Here is a 16,668-nt window from a genome sequence, read left to right on the forward strand (position 1 = left end):
CAGCATTTTGTCACGTTGTCTCGCCGATCCTGGTAGACTGCCTGCGCGCATGGCGTGGACACCCGACTGATGACACACGAGTGAGCGACCCACACAATGATCGGAACATCCGCGCGGCCAGACCAGTACCCTGACCTTCCCTCGCTGCACGGCGGCCCGATCCCGCCGCCGCCTGTCGCCGCTGCGCGTGGCTCCGGGCTGCCGTTCGGCCTCTCGCCGGTGGCGGTGGGCGGGCTGGCCCTCCTGATGCTCGTGGTGGGCGTCGGGGCCGGGCTGTTTGGGATGTCCGCCATCGTGGCCACGTCGCCGCCTGCCGCCACCTTCAACGTCGCCGACGGCGCGCGTGATGTGCCGCTCGCCAGCGACGTCCAGGTCAGCATCACCGGCTGGAACACCCAGCTCGAACATGCCGCCCTGTTCCGGGCCGAGCTCGGCCCGGATGGGCAGATCGGTGCTGAGCAGTCGTTGCCGGTCCAGGCGTCGATTCTCCGTCAGAGCGGCCAGACGGACGGCACGGAGGTCGCGCTCAAGCCGGGCGACGGCGCGCTGCTGCCGGATTCGCGGTACCGGCTGGTCGTCAAGGCGAGCGGGCTGGTCGCCGGCGGCGTGGTGCCACGGCCCGAGACCGTCGAGCGTGAGGTTCGCTTCACCACGCTCCGCTCGCCGACGCCCCGCCCGCAGGCTGCTCCGCTGCAGATGGCCTGGGGCCAGCCACTCCAGATCCAGTGGGATAGCCCCATCGACAGCGTTGGCTACAAGATCGAGCCGCCGACTGCCGTGCGGACGCAGGTCGATCCGAACAACCGGCAGGTATCGGCACTCTGGCTGGAGAACCCGGCCGACGGCCAGACCTACACGGTGACGGTGGCCGAGGCGCGCGGCGCGAACGGCCTGCCGCTCCGCAACGGCCAGGCGGCCCCGTACACCGTCGTCGCGCCGAAGCGGCCCGCGCTGCTCGACGCCGACGAGCCGATCACAACCGAGATCGGCAAGCCGGTCAGCCTGCGCTGGAGCCAGCCGATGGACCGTCTCAAGGTGCAGTCGGATCCGCCGCTGACCGTCAACTGGGCGGTGGACCGCAAGGATCCGCAGCTGGTGCAGCTGACCGTTGAGGGGCTGGCCCAGGGCACAACCTATGAGCTGACCTTCGCGGACGCCTATGCGAAGGGCGGGGCGCCGGCCGCCGAGCCGCCGACCGTCACCCTCCAGACGCCCGGCCGGCTGATGGTCGAGGACTGGGATCTCGGGGTCGAGCTGGGGCAGCGCGTCCCGGCCAAAACGAAGCCGGTCATCATCTTCGAGCAGCCGATCCGCGACCGCAAGGCTGCCCTCTCAGCGATCTCGATGGAGCCGAACGTCCCCGGAAAGTGGGACTGGCTCGACGACCGCCGCGTGCAGTTCACTCCGACGAAGACGCTCCCCTTTGACGCCGAGGTGACCATCAAGATCAAGCCCGGTCAGGGCGGCGCGCGCTCGGTGGCTGGCAGCTACTTCGAGAACGAGGCGATCCTCAGCTTCGTCACCGAAGAGGACAAGCTGATCGACGTGGACGTGACCCGCCAGATGATGACCCTCTACGAGAAGGGGAAGGTGGTCAGGACGTTCAAGGTGGCGACGGGCGTTCCCGGCGCGGACACGCCCCTCGGCGAGTTCAACGTCGAGTACAAGATGCCCACTGCTCGCTTCCAGGGGACCAACGTCAACGGCTCCCGCTACGACATCCCCGATGTCCACTGGGTCCTCGCCTTCATGGGCGACTACACCATCCACGGCTCGTACTGGCGCAGCGGGTTCGGGGCGCCAGCCAGCAACGGCTGCGTGAGCCTCTCGGACGACGACGCCAAGGTCGTCTTCGACTGGGCCCCGGACGGTACCCGCATCAAGATTCACTACTGACGACTACGGGTGCACCTCGGTGCTCCACGGCAGGCCGCGCGCGTTCTGGACCGTCGCGGTCCGCGGTGAGCCTGCGCTGTCGGCAGCCGTCAGGCCGGCCGTCTCGTTGAGCTTCCAGTTCGCCACCAGCCCGGCTGGCGTCGTGGACAGCTCCGCGCGGTAGGCGGCCCCGATCTCGCTGACCGAGCGCACCACGCTCCAGATCCGGATATCGTCCAGCTTGCCGCGCCAGTTGTGCTGCCGACCGTTTCGCCCGATGGTCAGCCCCTTGCCGCTCGGCGTCGGGTTTCGGCCGGAGAGGGTGCCCTCGGCCACCAGCCGTCCGTCCAGCACGATCTGCACACGCCGCGTCGCCGCCGCCTTGCTGACGGCCAGGTGATGCCAGCCGCCCGGCGCGACGCCGTTCGCCGTCAGGTCGTAGCGTAGCTGCTGGTTCGCCCAGTCGTTGCGGTCCCCGACAACCAGGCTGCCCCACTCGATGCCCGCCATCAGCGGGATGTCGGCGTCCCAGTCGGTATCGCCGGCCATCAGCAAGGCCTGCGGGGCGTGGTTGAACGTGGCGGACGGCGAGTACTCATCCTTGAACCAGAGCTCGGCGGTCCAGTCGCCGGCCAGGGCCAGCTCAGGGGCGTGCGGGACCGTCGCGTGGACGTTGCCGGTCAGCTTGATCGAGCCGTTGCCGCCGGGCGCGGGTGGGGTCGATGGCGTTGCCGTGGCAGGGGCGGTGGCCGTGGCCGTCGCGGCGGGCACGGTGGCGGTCGGCGTAGCCGGCGGCCGGGTGGCGGTGCTCGTCGGGGTGACCGGGGCCGTGGTGGGGGTAGCCGGGGGCGTCGTCGGCGTGGACGTGGCCGGGGCTGCCGTGGGGGTGGCCGTGGCAGGCGGCATGGTGCTGGTCGCCGCCGGCGTGGAGGTCACGCCTGGCCCGCTGGCGCCGCCCGGGCCGCTCTCGGACCAGATCGCGACGCCGTTGGTGCGCCAGGGGCCGCCCCACCAGTCACTGCCTCGGAACGCCACCGCGCGCGTGCCGGCTGGCACGGCCACCCAGTACGGCTTGAACGCCTCGTCTCGGGCGCTGACCGTCTGGCGCGGGCTGACGCTCTGCCACGCACCGCCGTCCAGGCTGATCTGGAGTCCGCTGCCGATGCCCAGGAACCGCAGGTAGCTGCCGGCCGGGGCCGGCGTCGCGAACGTGACGGTCGGGCTGCTGGCCGAGGCGGCGGCCCGGTCGCCGGCCAGGGTGGTGAACGGGACGGCCGGATTGATCTGGACGTTGTCCCAGTGCCAGGTGTTCGCCGCGCAGGACGCCATGTCGCAGTCCTTGAGCGGGTTGTACGAGTGGTGGCTCAACTGGACCACGCCGCGCGTCCAGTCGAGCGCGGGGAACTGCGCGTCCACCCAGGAGAAGGTGTAGCCCGGCATCCCGAACGCGAGGCTGGTCTTCGAGAGCTTCAGCTCGAAGGTGTCGCGTCGGACGCCGCTCGGGGTCAGGAACGATTCGTAGCCGGTCCACCAGTTGGAGGGCAGGGCCGTCTCGCCGAAGTTTCGGATCACGTCGGCGCGGAAGATCGTCGCGCCGCTCGACGTGTCCATGCGGAGGTGGATCGCTCGCTTCGGCAGGCCGGTCAGGTCCGGCAGCCAGTTGTCGAGCGGGGCCGGCACGTTATCCTCGAACGGGGTGACCCAGATGTCCACCCAGTCGCGATGCGAGAGGCGCAGCGTGGAGAGGTCGAAGCGGAGCGTGGCCTCGCCGCCCGAGAAGTCGATCTGCTGGCTCGGCGTGAGGTAGATCGCGCCGTAGCCGCCTGCCTGCATCGCCGTCATCAGGTGGTCGTTGCACTGGAAGATGGTGTCGGCGTAGCTTGCCACCTGATGCTGGGCCGGGTGCGCCGAGCAGTCGGCCCCGTGCGACGCCAGCATGCTCTCGGGCTGGTCCCAGGTGCTCACGTCGCGCGAGTGGGTCACCACGTCCCAGCCGGCCGGCCGATACGCGGTCGGCCCGGCCGGCCGCCCGGTGAACGTCTCCACGAAGCCAGCCGCCTGGGCATGGGCGACCGAGCCGCCGGCGGTCAGGCTGGCGGCGGGCTGCTGGCCGAGGCCGAACAGCGCGGTCGCGGTGAGACCGGCGGCGAGCGCGAGAGACGTGAAGGAGGCCAGAGGGCGCATGGACAGCAGCTCCAGGATGAGCGTCGCCGGCAGGTCGGTCCGTTTGGGCGACGGAAGGTGGCGCTAGTTCAGAACAACGCGACAGATCGTCAAACCTGACGGGTGGTAGTTCGACATCACCAAAGAAATAGCCCGCCTGTCAGGCGGGCTGGCATTCGGCGCAGGTCAATGCGTCAGCGCGCTACAGATTGGTAGTCTGTCGCGTCAGCAGGCCAGTCAGCAGGCCAACAGAGGGGCACGCGGGGTTGCGCGGACCGTTTCACCGGCTGGGGGTCTTCAGGAAGCCTCCAGGTTTTCCGGCCAGTCGGTTCAGCATCAGGTGCGAAGCTTGGACTCAAGAGATATCGAGCCGCGCAGCGAGACGCGCGCGGAAACGGAGCATCTGATGTTGTCCACACCGCTGCAGCTTGTGCCTGAGACCGGCGAGCTCGCCCTGGCCCGAGCTATCTTCCCCATCGTCGAGCGGACCGATGACCGAGTTGCGCGGATGCTTGGCGAATTCCAGCCGACATCGCTCGGCGCACTGTCGTCGATCTCCCTGCTCAATCGAGTGGACACAAAATTCCTGATTGCCGCGTCAGATCTCCCCGGTATGCTCGCCCAGCTCGTGCAGCACTACGCGATCCTGGAGATCGACGGCCTGCGCCAGCACGCCTATCGTACGGTCTACTTCGACACGGCGGACTTCGCCCTCTACCGCGACCATCATGATGGCCGCCAGGTCCGCCACAAGGTCCGCAGCCGCACCTATCTCGACAGCGATCTCTCGTTCTTCGAGATCAAGACCCGCACAGATGCCGGCCGGACCGTGAAGCAGCGGTTGCAGACGGTCACGCCCATCGACGAGCTGACGCCGACCGCCCGCGCGCTGCTCGCCGCGCACGTGCCGCCCCACGAGCAACAGCTCTTCCCGACCCTCCGCAACGACTTTCGGCGCATCACGCTGGCCGGCCTGCACACGGCCGAACGACTCACCATCGACCTCGGCATTCAGTTCACCGGGGTGGGCGACGGCCCGACGCGCGGCCACGCCGCGATGCTGCCCGGGATCGTCGTCGCCGAGCTGAAGCAGAGCGGGGTGGATCGCGGCTCGCCGTTCGCCCAGGTGATGCAGCGGCGGAGCATCCGCCCGACCCGGGTCAGCAAGTACTGCGTCGGGATCGCGCTGCTGGCGCCGCACGCCGTCGAGCATGCGTTCGCGGGGCAGCTGCGGGCCATCGAAGCGCTGAGCGGCCGGCCGGCGCTGGTCAGCTAGTGGCCTGTCAGTCGTGAACGACCGGGGCGGGTCACTCGACGCTTCCCCCGTCATCCCGACCGCGGCGAGGAACGAGCGGAGTGGAGAGGGATCTTCTCCTTCTGTGGCGTGAGGAAGATCCCTCGACTGCGTTCGCACGCTCACGTCGCTCGGGATGACGGTGAAGGGAGCCAGTGCAATCGTATGTTGATGTCGTCGTGTCGCCGCGTCGGGGCTTGAAAGCCCCGCCTACCATCCTGCAGTCGCTGCGCGACGCTCCGGTCGCACCAGACGACGCCGTTCCTGACGGCCGTCGCGCAGCGACGGCGTGACTGTAGGCGGGGGTTTCAACCCCCGACTGCGCGTCTCGTCGCGCTTCGAGAACACCAGCGAACATGCAATCGCCCTGGGGAGGGAGCAGCCTCACTCCGCTCGGGATGACGGGTACGACGCCGCCTTCTGCGTGGTGGAGTAGGAGGCCCCTGGGAGTGCGGCAGTGGATCAGCCGAACTGCACCGACCGCTTCGAGTTCGCCATCCAGAAGCCGCCGACCGCCGTCTCGGCGTCCGACTGCTGCTCCAGGTCAGCCCCCAGGGTGATGAACAGCGGCACGAAGTGATCCACTGTCGGGTGGGCGTAGGCCAGCCCGGGGGCGGTCTGCTGGTAGTCCAGGAGCGTATCGACGTCCTTTCGGGCGAGCGACTCGGCCGCCCAGGCGTCGAACTCGACCAGCGCGCTCGGGATGCCGGACGCGCCCATCCGCATCTGCCGGATCGCGTCGAAGCTGTGGGTCATGAAGCCGCTGCCCACGATCAGCACGCCCTCGCCGCGCAGGGGGGCCAGCCGCCGCCCGACCTCCAGCAATTGCCGAGGATCTTCGCTCGGCATCGAGATCTGCAGCACCGGAATGTCGGCGTCCGGGTACATCTGGGTCAGCGGCACGTACGCGCCGTGATCGAGGCCGCGCGTCGGCTCCTCGGCCACGGGGATGGCCGGCGCGAGCAGCTGCCGGACCCGCTGCGCCAGCTCGGGAGCGCCCGGCGCAGGGTAGGTGATCTGGTAGTACTTCTCCGGGAAGCCCCAGAAGTCGTAGATCAACGGCACGGCGGTCGTCGCGCCGATGGTCACCGGCGCTGCCTCCCAGTGCGCCGAGACCACGAGGATCGCCTTCGGACGGGGGAGATCGGCTGCCCACGCCGCCAGCTGACCTGGCCAGATCGGGTCGTCGACGAGCGTGGGTGCGCCGTGGCTGAGATAGACGGCCGGCATGCGGCTGGCGGTGGGACCGGTGGACATCGGGGCTTCCTCTCCTCGTTGCGGGCCGCCTGACGGCGCGGCGGCCCGCCAGGCTGGGGGTCAGGTGGCGCTGACGGCGGTTGACGCAGCCACGGCCGCCGCCTCGGCTGCGAAGATCGGCGTCAGCCAGCCGTGGGTGTCGGCCCGCTCGGCGCGGACCGTTGCCAGGAACGCCTGGCGCAACGTGGCGGTCGTCGGGCCGGTCGAGCCGCTGCCCACGGTGATGCGGTCCACCGAGAAGACGGGCGTCACCTCGGCGGCGCTGCCACAGAAGAACAGCTCGTCGGCGATGTACAGCTCGGTCCGGTCGATGAGCCGCTCCTCGATGCGGAGGCCGGCGTCCTCAGCCAGGGTCAGGACGGCGTCGCGGGTGATGCTCTCCAGGATGCCGGACGTGACCGGCGGGGTGATCAGCCTGCCGCCGCGCACCATGAACAGGGCGTAGCCCGGCCCCTCGGTGACCTTCCCCTCCCCGGTCAGCAGCAGGGCGTCGTCGTAGCCGTCGGCGCGGGCCTGGAGCAGGGCCAGGCGCGAGTTGTGGTAGTTGGGCACGGCCTTGACGCGCGGCGGCATCGACGTGTCAGAGATGCGCGTCCAGGAGCTGACCTGGATGTCCAGGCCCTCCTTCGCGAAGTAGCGGCCCATCGGCAGCGCCGCCATCGAGACGGAGATCGGCCCCGAGGAGCCCAGCCCGCCGTCGTCCGCCTCCACGAACGCCGAGACGCGCATGTGCTGATCCTCGCGCAGGCCGTTGGCGCGGATCAGCTTGAGCAGGTCGGCGGTGTACTCCTCGACGGTCAGCGGCGACCCCATCCGGCAGATGCGAAGCGACTCGACGAGCCGCTGGAAGTGCTCGCGCAGGCGGAAGCCGTACAGCTCGCCCTGCTCCGCGTTCCAGTAGGCGCGCAGCCCCTCGAAGACGGTCGCGCCGTACTTGAATGCCGTGCTGAGCACGTGGACGCGCGCGTCGTCGTAGAGGACAAGCTCGCCATTCATGAGCAGGTAGGTGGGGTGTCGCTTGTCGGTCATCGTCCCTCCAGGGGCCGCGCACAGTGGCAGCCGCTCCTGGTCGAGCATGGTGCCGCCCGGGAAAGCGGGACGGCAAGCAGAGCCGATCGAGGGGCCGCCCGCCGCCCTTCAACGTCGATAGTTGAACGCTCAACTAGTATACCGTATGACGCTGCTCCCACGCTTCCAGCCGCGCTCCCCACGCAGGGCGATTGCATGTTGATGTCGTCGTGCCGCCGCGTCGGGGCTTGAAAGCCCCGCCTACGATCCTGCAGTCGCTGCGCGACGCGCCAGTCGCACCAGTGCCTGCCGTTCCCTGCGTCCGTCGCGCAGCGACGGCGTGACTGTAGGCGGGGACTTCAGTCCCCGACCGACCGTTCCATGATGCTTCGGGGACACCAATGAACATGCAATCGCCCTGATCCACCTGCGCGCCACGCTGGCTGCGCGCCACGCTGGCGCCGACTGACGGTGGCTGGCGCTCAGCGCACCCGCGCGAACTTCTGGAACATGTGGCAGTCGGCCGGCGCGTGCCCACGGCTGACCAGGAAGGTGTACGTCACCTCGCCGACGTAGATCGAGCCTTCGCTGTCCACGGCCAGGCTGTGCGGCGCGCCAACGCTCCCCGAGGCGCAGGGGCCGGCCTCAAGCTCCTCCAGCCGGCCCTGAAGCCGGCCGCTCTCGTCGTAGACGCTGATGCGGGCCGGTACGCGGGTGGCCGCCTTGCCGTTCCTGAACGACTGCTGCCCCGGCATCCACTGCAGCTCGCTGACGTAGACGAGGCCGTCGCCGCGCGAGATCACCTGCGTCGGCCGCTGCACGTCGAGCCACTCGGTCAGGTAGGCGCCGTCCGGACTGAAGACCTGGATCCGGTCGTTCTCGCGGTCGGCCACCAGCACGCGGCCATCGGGCAGCACCCAGATGCCGTGTGGCAGGTTGAACTCGCCGGGGCCGCGGCCGGGCGTGCCCCAGGACTGGATCAGCTCGCCGGCGGCCGAATAGCGATGCACGCGGCAGTTGCCGTAGCCGTCCGAGATGTACAGCTCGCCGTTCGGCGCGACGGCGACGTTCGTCGGCCGGTTGAACGGCGGCCCACCGTGCGCGATCGACGCGACGTTCGCGCCGTCGTAGCCAGTATCCGAGGGCTTCCCCGTCCCCAACGTCATCAGCAGCTTGCCGTCGCTGGTGAACTTCTTGACGACGTGGCCGCCATCGTCCACGCAGTAGACGCTATCATCCGGCCCGATGGTGATGCCGTGCGTGCGATCTGTAAACTGATCTTCGCCCCAGGACGACAGAAACGCCCCGTCCTTGCCGTACACGATCACGCGTGGCGCACCGCGCGTGATGAGGTACACCCGATCCCGCGAGTCCACGCCGACCCCCGCGACGTCGCGATGGGTCCAACCCGCCGGCAACTGCTCCCAGCCCTCGACAACCTCGTAGCGGTGCGCGCCGCTGCCTACGACGACCACGTCACATCCCTCCTGGCTCGGAGCGCCTGGACGCGGCGCGCCGCAGCACGGAGAGCGTAGGCCGCGCGGGCGCATCGCGTCCAGGTGACTCGACCGCGAACAGCACAGGGACACAGGTTGACGGTATCTCGACGGACTGACTGCTATGTCGCAAGAACGCGCGCTCTCTCGGAGGGACCGCGCCGGCACAGACCCGATTTTCGCGCAACATTGCCCATCCCCTCCCGCCAGCCAGGAGCGTTATGCAGCCCGTCATGGCCAGCATCTTGATCGCGGACGACGAGCCACACGTTCGAGCGTTGCTCCGCATGATCCTGTCTCCGACCTTTCGGGTGATCGAGGCCGGCGATGGCGCCGCTGCGCTGAAACTGGCGACCGAGCATCGGCCGGCCGTCGCGATCCTCGACGTGCGCATGCCCCACCTCAGCGGACACGAAGTCTGCCGGATGCTGCGCGCCGCCGACGCGACCAGGGACATCCCCGTCATCATGATCACCGCGAACGGCACCCAGGAAGACCGCCGTGCGGCCATCGCCATCGGCGCGGATCACTTCCTGGCCAAGCCGTTCAGCCCCGCCGTGCTGCTCCGCCTCGTGACTGCGCTGATCGCGGAACTCGGGATCGTGCTGGCCTGACTCACGCGGCGCCACGCAGAGCGCAACGCGCCTGGAGACTGTCTCACAGCAGCAGCGTCGCGTCTCCGAACGAGAAGAACCGGTAGCGCTCGCGGATCGCTTCCGCGTAGGCCGCCATGATCAGGTCTCGCCCCGCGAACGCGCTGACCAGCGCCAGGAGCGTCGAGCGCGGCAGGTGAAAGTTCGTCACCATCGCATCGACGACGCGGAACCGGTACCCCGGCACGATGAAGAGGCCCGTGTCGCCAGTCCACGCCGCGAGTTGACCATCCTCTGACGCAGCCCCGGCCGTTTCCAGGGTCCGCACCGTCGTCGTGCCGACCGCCACGACCCGCCCGCCACGTGCCCGCGTCTCGCTGATGGCCTCGGCAGTCTCCGTCGGCAGCGTGCAGGTCTCGCGGTGAATCTCGTGCTGGGCGAGGTCATCCACCTTGACGGGGCGGAAGGTATCCAGCCCGACGTGCAGGGTCACGGTCGCCAGCCCGACACCCTGGGCCGCCAGCGATTCGAGCAGCGGCGGCGTGAAATGCAAACCGGCCGTTGGCGCAGCAGCCGACCCGAGCTGATCGCCGTAGACCGTCTGGTAGCGCTCAGGGTCGCCGGTGTAGCCGTGGATGTAGGGCGGCAACGGGAGGCTACCGAGCGCCAGCACCGCCGCGTCCACGTCGCCAGGAGCCGCCGCGTCCACGTCGCCAGGAGCCGCCGCGTCCACGTCGCCAGGAGCCGCCGCGTCCACGTCGCCAGGAGGGGCCGCCTTCGTCTCCAGTGAGAACTGGATCAGCCGGCCGCCGGCCGCCGAGCGCTCCACGACCTCGCCGACGATCCCGCTGCCCAGGTCGACGACGCTGCCTGGCTCCAGCTTCCGCCCGGGCTTGACCAGCGCTTCCCACCGGCCGGGCCCGACCCGCTTCAGCAGCAGGATCTCGGCGGCCCCGCCGCCCGGCCGGCGGCGAGCAGCCAGCCGCGCCGGCACCACCCGACTCCGATTCACCACCAGCAGGTCGCCAGCCCGCAGCCAGCGGCCGATCTCGGAGAAACGTGCGTGCGTGAAGCGCCCGGTTGCGCGGTCCACCACCAGCAGCCGCGAGCTGTCGCGGGGGGTGGCCGGCTCCTGCGCGATCAGCTCCGGCGGCAGCTCGTAGGCGAACTGCTCGGTGGGGAGGGACGGCAGGAGCCTTCCCAGGCTCTCGAACGGCACCACGGTCCTCCGGGCGGACCCCGCCGGTCCGCTACGATCCTCTCCAGCACGAATGTTACCAGCGCCAGCCGGCCGCGTCGGTTGGTCGTCGGATGGCCGCCGAGGACACATGCACTTCGAGATCGTGGCGCGCTGCCCAGACACGGGCGCACGCGCCGGGCGCTTACACACCCCGCACGGCGTCGTGGAGACGCCAGCCTTCATGCCGGTCGGCACCCAGGCGACGGTCAAAGGTCTGCTGCCGTCCGACCTTGCCACGATCCAGCCGGAATGCGTCCTGGCGAACGCCTACCATCTCGCCACGCGCCCGGGCGCGGCGATGGTGGCGCGGCGGGGCGGCGTCCACCGGTTCATGCGCTGGGACGGCCCGATGTTGACCGACAGCGGCGGCTTCCAGGTCTTCTCGCTGGCGGCGCTCCGCGAGATTGACGACGAGGGCGTGACGATCCGCTCGCACCTGAACGGGCGGCCCCGGCGCTTCACGCCGGCCTCGGTGATGCGGATCGAGGAGCAGATCGGCGCGGACATCATCATGCCGCTAGACGAGTGCATCGGCTACCCGAGCACGCGCGAGCAGGCCGAGCGCGCCCTGGAGCGCACCCACCGCTGGGCGCTCCAGGCGCAGCGGGCGCACCGCCGCGGCGATCAGTTGCTGTTCGCCATCGTGCAGGGCGGCATGGAGCCGGACCTGCGCGTCCAGGCGGCCCGCGCCCTCGCGCCGGCCGGCTTCCCGGGCTACGCCATCGGCGGCCTGAGCGTCGGGGAGCCGCGCGAGACGATGGACCGGCTCGTCCAGATCACCACGCCGGAGTTACCCGAGGACCGGCCCCGCTACCTGATGGGGGTTGGCGAGCCAGATCAGCTTCTCGCCTACGCGGCAGCGGGCATCGACATGTTCGACTGCGTCCTGCCGACGCGGCTCGGGCGTAACGGCTACGCCTACACCTCGGAGGGGCGGCTCAACGTCGCGCGGGCGGCCCTGCGCGCCGAGACCGGGCCGCTCGACCCGGCCTGCACCTGTGTCACCTGTCAGCGGTACGGTCGGGCGTTCCTGCACCACCTGGTACGGACCGGCGAGCCGCTCGGCCCACGGCTGATCAGCCTGCACAACGTGGCGTACCTCGTCGGCCTGTTGCGAACGCTCCGCAAGGGTATCATCGAACGGGCCGCCGGGTGACGGTAACGTCCGGGTAGCCGGGCAGGGCGATTGTATGTTCGTTGGTGTTCCCATAGCTGTGGTGTTCCCATAGCTGTGCGGAACGAGCGGTCGGGGAATGAATCCCCCGCCTACAGTCATTCAGTCGCTGCGCGACGGACGCCGCGAACGACAGCGACAGGCCAGACGGGAGCGTCGCGGAGCGACAGCATGATGGTAGGCGGGGACTTCAGTCCCCGACGACGCTGCGCGACGCGCTCAACATGCAATCGCCCCGGGTAGCCGGGTCAGCCGATGCATGTCCGGGGGTGGCGTTGCCTATACTGCGTCGCGAGACTGGCAGTTGAACCCTGGCGGAGGCGAACGGCGATGCAGTTGCGCGGCGCGGTGTCTTTGGTGACCGGTGGGAACGGCGGACTGGGCCGGCGGATCTGCAACGCGCTGGCCCGCGAAGGCTCGAACGTGGCGGTGGTCTGCCGCTCCTCGCGGGAGGACGCCGAGGGCGTGGCCGCCGAGCTGCGCGGCTACGACGTGAAGGCCGAGGTCTTCCTGGCCGACGTCACCGTCCAGGAGCAGATCGCCGCCCTCTACGAGCAGGTGCTGGCCCAGTTTGGGCGCATCGACGTGCTGGTGAACAACGCGGCCTACAACCAGTTCGTGGCGTTCAAGGATCTGGAAGGGCTCACGCCGGACATCTGGAACACCATCCTGAACGCCAACACGACCGGCCCGTTCCTCTGCATCCGCGAGATCGCCCCGATCATGAAGCGCCAGGGGGGCGGGCGGATCATCAACGTCAGCTCGGTGGCCGGTTTTGCGCCATCGGGCAGCAGCATCGCCTACGCCGTGTCGAAGTCGGCGCTCAACCACCTGACGCGGTGCATGGCGGTGGCGCTCGCGCCGGACATCCTGGTCAACTGCGTCGCTCCTGGCCTGATGGAGGGGACGCGCATGACGGCGCGCCTCCACCCCGACCAGGTCAAGAACGCGCGCGCGGGTGCGCTGATCGGGAAGGCTGCCGACCGCGACGACGTGGCCGAGCAGGTCGTGACGTTCGCCAAGACGGACAGCACAACCGGCCAGAACCTGGTGATCGACGGCGGCCGCTACTTCCACTGATCGCCGCTGCAATCGCGACGCGTCGTGGGGCCACCTGAAAGCCGTCACGCCTGAAGTGAACGCCAGCGAGATCCCGATCCGCTGCTCGTTCGTTACGGTTTCGATCCCAGATTGCCGTCACCTTGCCGCGTTTCTTGGCATGGCGGCGTAGACTGGCGTATCGTTCGGCGGGTCTTCTGCTTCGGGTGCCGGACGGTTGTGCTTCAGCGCACTGTCCGCTCACCGTTTGCGCCTGCGGGCGTCGTCAGGGAGTCGAGAGCTTGCACCGCTGGCTGAACGGATCGCTCCACTCGGGCGCACGGCGGGCCGTCGGCGTCCTCACACTCGCCGCCGCGCTGGTCGGGCTGCTGCCCGGGATCGTGCCGACGGCCCCGGCCTACGCGCAGAACGTCGAGAGCGCGCCGGCCATCGAGCCGGCCACCGCCTGGGCGAAGACGGCCAAAGAGACGGCGATCTGGTCCGGCTGGGACAGCGCAGCCGTCGAGTTCGCGAAGATCCCGAAGGACATCACCGTCCAGATGATCGAGCTGCGGGGTGCTCGCGCCTACGTCTACTTTCCGGGCGACGGCAAAGGCCACAAGGCCGGCGAGGTCTGGATCGACCGGGCCGATCTGACGGACGCGCCCTGGCCGCGCTGGGCCCGCGCCCGCCGCGCCACACACCTCCGCACCATGCCGAATCTGCTGTCCGAAGAGATCACTACCCTGACCCGTGGCCAGTACATCGAGACCACGGGCGAGACGCGCGGACGCTGGGCGCAGGCGTTCTACCTGACTGACCGTGCGCCGGGCGAGTGGGTCATGGGCTGGGTCGATGGCCTGGACTTGATGCTGCCGCGCGGCGACCAGGCCGAGATCTCGACTTACATGCTGACCCGGACCGCGCTGATGACCTCCGCGCCGGACCTGTGGCTGCGCGTGCCGTATCGCAGCCAGATCGACGGCAGCCCCTACGCCGACGCCAACTGCGGACCGACGAGCGTGGCGATGGCGCTCGAAGCGCTCGGCAAGAGCGAGCCGCTCGGGACGCTGCGCGAGATGGCGCTCACGCTCCAGGAGAACCCGCGCTGCGACGACTGCGGCACCTACATCCAGCACCTCGCGGCCGTGGCCGAGATGCGCGGCGCGAAGAGCTACGGCCTGCGCCAGGAGGACGGCGGCTGGCGGCGCTGGACGCTGGACGACATCCGCGCCGAGTTGCGGCAGCAGCGCGTCGTCATTCCCCAGGTCAAGTACCGCCAACTCCCAGGCCGCGGCCGCGTCGGCTACGGCGGCGACCACTACATCGTGCTGGTCGGGATCGCCGGGCAGAGCTTCATCTACAACGACCCCGTAGACAGCGACGGGCGCGGCTACGGCCGGCTGATCAGCGCCGAGCAGCTTGAGGCCGCGATGTCGAACGCCAACGGCGAGTTCGCCCGGACCGCGTTCGCCGTCGGCAAGTAGGCCGTCAGCCGGCGGGTCCGCGCAGGCCTCGCTGGTCTGGTCACTCGATTCGCGTGCTCCCGTGCTTTAGCATTGCCCGCACGAGGAGCATCTCCCATGTTGAACTACTACGATCTGCCCTTTACCGACGAGGAACGCCTCGTACAGCAATCCACGCGCGAGTGGGTCGAGGCCGTGGCCCTGCCAGGCATCGCCGACCACTTCGAGGCGGCCACCTTCCCGAAGCACCTGATCCCGGAGATGGGCAAGCTCGGCCTCTTCGGCGCGAGCATGCCGACGTACGGCGCCGGCATGCCGTACTCCTGCTACGGGCTGATCTGCCAGGAGCTTGAGCGGTGCGACTCCGGCCTGCGAAGCTTCGTCTCGGTCCAGAGCAGCCTGACGATGTTCCCGATCTACGCCTTCGGGTCTGAGGCGCAGAAGCAGAAGTACCTGCCGAAGATGGCCGACGGCGAGCTGATCGGCTGCTTCGGCCTGACCGAGCCAGACCACGGCTCGGACCCCTCCGGCATGGAGACGCGCGCCGCCTCCGACGGCGACGGCTGGGTCATCAACGGTGCGAAGATGTGGATCACCAACGGCACCATCGCTGACCTTTGCATCATCTGGGCGAAGACGCCAGACGGCATTCGTGGGTTCGTGGTGGACACGGACACGAAGGGGTTCAGCGCGCGGAAGGTCGAGAAGAAGCTCTCGCTGCGGGCCTCGGTGACCGCCGAGTTGCACTTCGACGACATGCGGGTGCCGGCCTCGGCGCTGCTGCCGGGCACGAAGGGGATCGGGTCGGCGCTGCGGTGCCTCAACGAGGCGCGCTTCGGCATCGCCTGGGGCGTCATCGGCGCGGCGATGGCCTGCTTCGAGAGCGCGCTGGAGTACAGCAAGATCCGACCGCAGTTCGGCAAGCCGATCGCCGGCTTCCAGCTCACCCAGGAGAAACTGGCCGACATGCTGACCGCCATCACCCAGGCGCAGCTGGTGGCCTTGCAGCTCGCCCGGCTAAAGGATGGCGGCGCGCTGCGGCACCAGCAGGTCTCCCTGGCGAAGCGCGCCAACGCAGCCTCGGCCTTGCAGGTGGCCCGAACGGCGCGGACGATCCTTGGCGGCAACGGCATCAGCCTGGAACACCCGATCATCCGCCACATGGCGAACCTCGAAACGGTCATCACCTACGAGGGCACCCACGAGATCCACACGCTCATCCTCGGGCAGGATCTGACCGGTATCGCCGCGTTTAGCTGATCCAGGCAGCGGCTCCGGGCGTATATTTCAAGAGAGCGGAACCGCGCTCGGGCAGGTTGTTGAGAGCAACCGGGCCGCAGGTACCGCGCTGCGCTGACGCGGCAGGCGGCCCAGGCGTCAACCTTACGGCAACACGCGGTACACTCGGAACGGCCGAAGGATGGACCGTTCCAGGGAGTGAGAGGATGGCGTTCAACTTCTTCAACAAGGGGCGGCTGGAGCGCTCGAAAGCGCTCGGCGACCGCCTTCCCCCGGGGCAGTACCAGACCGAAAAGTGGCCGGTGCTGCACTACGGCTCGGTGCCGGCCTTCAACCCGGAGACCTGGACCTTCACCGTCTCGGGCCTGGTCGAGAACCCGATGCACCTGACCTACGCGCAGTTTCGCGATCTCCCGACGGTCACCATCAAGACCGACATCCACTGCGTGACGCGCTGGAGCATGTTCGACAGCGAGTGGACGGGCGTCGCCTTCCGAGACATCATGCGGCTGGTCCGGCCCCGACCAGAGGCCAGATTCGTGATGGCGCTCGCCGAGAACAAGTTCACGGCGAATGTCCCGCTTGCCGACCTGGACCGCGACGACGTGCTGCTGCTGTTCCAGCGGAACGGCGAGAACATCTCGCCGGAGCACGGCTGGCCGCTGCGGCTCTTCGTGCCGCACCTCTACTTCTGGAAGAGCGCCAAATGGCTGCGCGGCCTGGAGTTCGTCGCGGAGGACAAGGCCGGCTTCTGGGAGTCGTACGGGTATCACATGCGCGGTGACCCCTGGAAGGAAGAGCGGTACGACGGCGACTGACCAGACC

At 69.2% G+C, this 16,668-nt stretch carries 13 protein-coding genes; 8 read left to right on the forward strand and 5 right to left on the reverse strand.

Going from position 1 to position 16,668, the window contains the following annotated elements; genetic code table 11:
- Window positions 1–96 precede the first annotated feature (96 nt).
- Complete coding sequence (locus IT306_03345; GenBank protein MCC7367429.1) at window positions 97–1,896, forward strand: L,D-transpeptidase family protein; 1,800 nt, start codon at window positions 97–99, stop codon at window positions 1,894–1,896.
- A gap of 3 nt (window positions 1,897–1,899) precedes the next feature.
- Here the strand turns inward: IT306_03345 and IT306_03350 are convergent, their stop codons facing one another.
- Window positions 1,900–4,059, reverse strand: coding sequence for a LamG domain-containing protein (locus IT306_03350; GenBank protein ID MCC7367430.1), 2,160 nt, complete (start codon window positions 4,057–4,059; stop codon window positions 1,900–1,902).
- A 385-nt stretch (window positions 4,060–4,444) separates the two neighbouring features.
- Here IT306_03350 and IT306_03355 point away from each other — a divergent pair, with 385 nt between their 5' ends.
- Window positions 4,445–5,314 (forward strand): polyphosphate polymerase domain-containing protein, encoded by an 870-nt coding sequence (locus IT306_03355; GenBank protein ID MCC7367431.1) that lies wholly within the window; start codon window positions 4,445–4,447, stop codon window positions 5,312–5,314.
- Window positions 5,315–5,794: 480 nt separating this feature from the next.
- Here IT306_03355 and IT306_03360 read toward each other — a convergent pair whose 3' ends face one another.
- The 3 genes from IT306_03360 to IT306_03370 all read right to left on the reverse strand — a co-directional run bounded on the left by IT306_03360 (window position 5,795) and on the right by IT306_03370 (window position 9,147).
- A complete protein-coding gene (locus tag IT306_03360; GenBank protein MCC7367432.1) occupies window positions 5,795–6,589 on the reverse strand; it encodes a dioxygenase in 795 nt (264 codons plus the stop codon).
- Between the two features lie 60 nt (window positions 6,590–6,649).
- Window positions 6,650–7,618, reverse strand: coding sequence for a branched-chain amino acid transaminase (locus IT306_03365; protein MCC7367433.1), 969 nt, complete (start codon window positions 7,616–7,618; stop codon window positions 6,650–6,652).
- Between the two features lie 461 nt (window positions 7,619–8,079).
- Window positions 8,080–9,147, reverse strand: coding sequence for a hypothetical protein (locus IT306_03370; protein ID MCC7367434.1), 1,068 nt, complete (start codon window positions 9,145–9,147; stop codon window positions 8,080–8,082).
- Between the two features lie 179 nt (window positions 9,148–9,326).
- Here IT306_03370 and IT306_03375 point away from each other — a divergent pair, with 179 nt between their 5' ends.
- The gene (locus IT306_03375) at window positions 9,327–9,707 is read left to right on the forward strand and encodes a response regulator (GenBank protein MCC7367435.1); all 381 of its coding nucleotides are present in this window, start codon (window positions 9,327–9,329) and stop codon (window positions 9,705–9,707) included.
- Between the two features lie 43 nt (window positions 9,708–9,750).
- Here the strand turns inward: IT306_03375 and queA are convergent, their stop codons facing one another.
- A complete protein-coding gene (gene queA, locus IT306_03380) occupies window positions 9,751–11,016 on the reverse strand; it encodes a tRNA preQ1(34) S-adenosylmethionine ribosyltransferase-isomerase QueA (GenBank protein ID MCC7367436.1) in 1,266 nt (421 codons plus the stop codon).
- Between queA and tgt the strand changes: the two genes are divergently transcribed.
- The 5 genes from tgt to IT306_03405 all read left to right on the forward strand — a co-directional run bounded on the left by tgt (window position 11,015) and on the right by IT306_03405 (window position 16,661).
- Entirely contained in the window at window positions 11,015–12,082 is a 1,068-nt protein-coding gene (gene tgt, locus IT306_03385; GenBank protein MCC7367437.1) for a tRNA guanosine(34) transglycosylase Tgt, read from the forward strand. The two genes, queA and tgt, sit on opposite strands and share 2 nt — an antisense overlap.
- A gap of 348 nt (window positions 12,083–12,430) precedes the next feature.
- Complete coding sequence (locus IT306_03390; GenBank protein ID MCC7367438.1) at window positions 12,431–13,180, forward strand: SDR family oxidoreductase; 750 nt, start codon at window positions 12,431–12,433, stop codon at window positions 13,178–13,180.
- A gap of 260 nt (window positions 13,181–13,440) precedes the next feature.
- Window positions 13,441–14,625, forward strand: coding sequence for a C39 family peptidase (locus IT306_03395; protein ID MCC7367439.1), 1,185 nt, complete (start codon window positions 13,441–13,443; stop codon window positions 14,623–14,625).
- Between the two features lie 96 nt (window positions 14,626–14,721).
- The gene (locus IT306_03400; protein ID MCC7367440.1) at window positions 14,722–15,864 is read left to right on the forward strand and encodes an acyl-CoA dehydrogenase family protein; all 1,143 of its coding nucleotides are present in this window, start codon (window positions 14,722–14,724) and stop codon (window positions 15,862–15,864) included.
- Window positions 15,865–16,049: 185 nt separating this feature from the next.
- Window positions 16,050–16,661, forward strand: a complete 612-nt coding sequence (locus IT306_03405) for a sulfite oxidase-like oxidoreductase (protein MCC7367441.1) — start codon at window positions 16,050–16,052, stop codon at window positions 16,659–16,661.
- The last annotated feature ends 7 nt before the right edge of the window (window positions 16,662–16,668 follow it).

It is taken from the genome of Chloroflexota bacterium, from assembly GCA_020850535.1.
Classification (GTDB): Bacteria; Chloroflexota; UBA6077; order UBA6077; family JACCZL01; genus JADZEM01.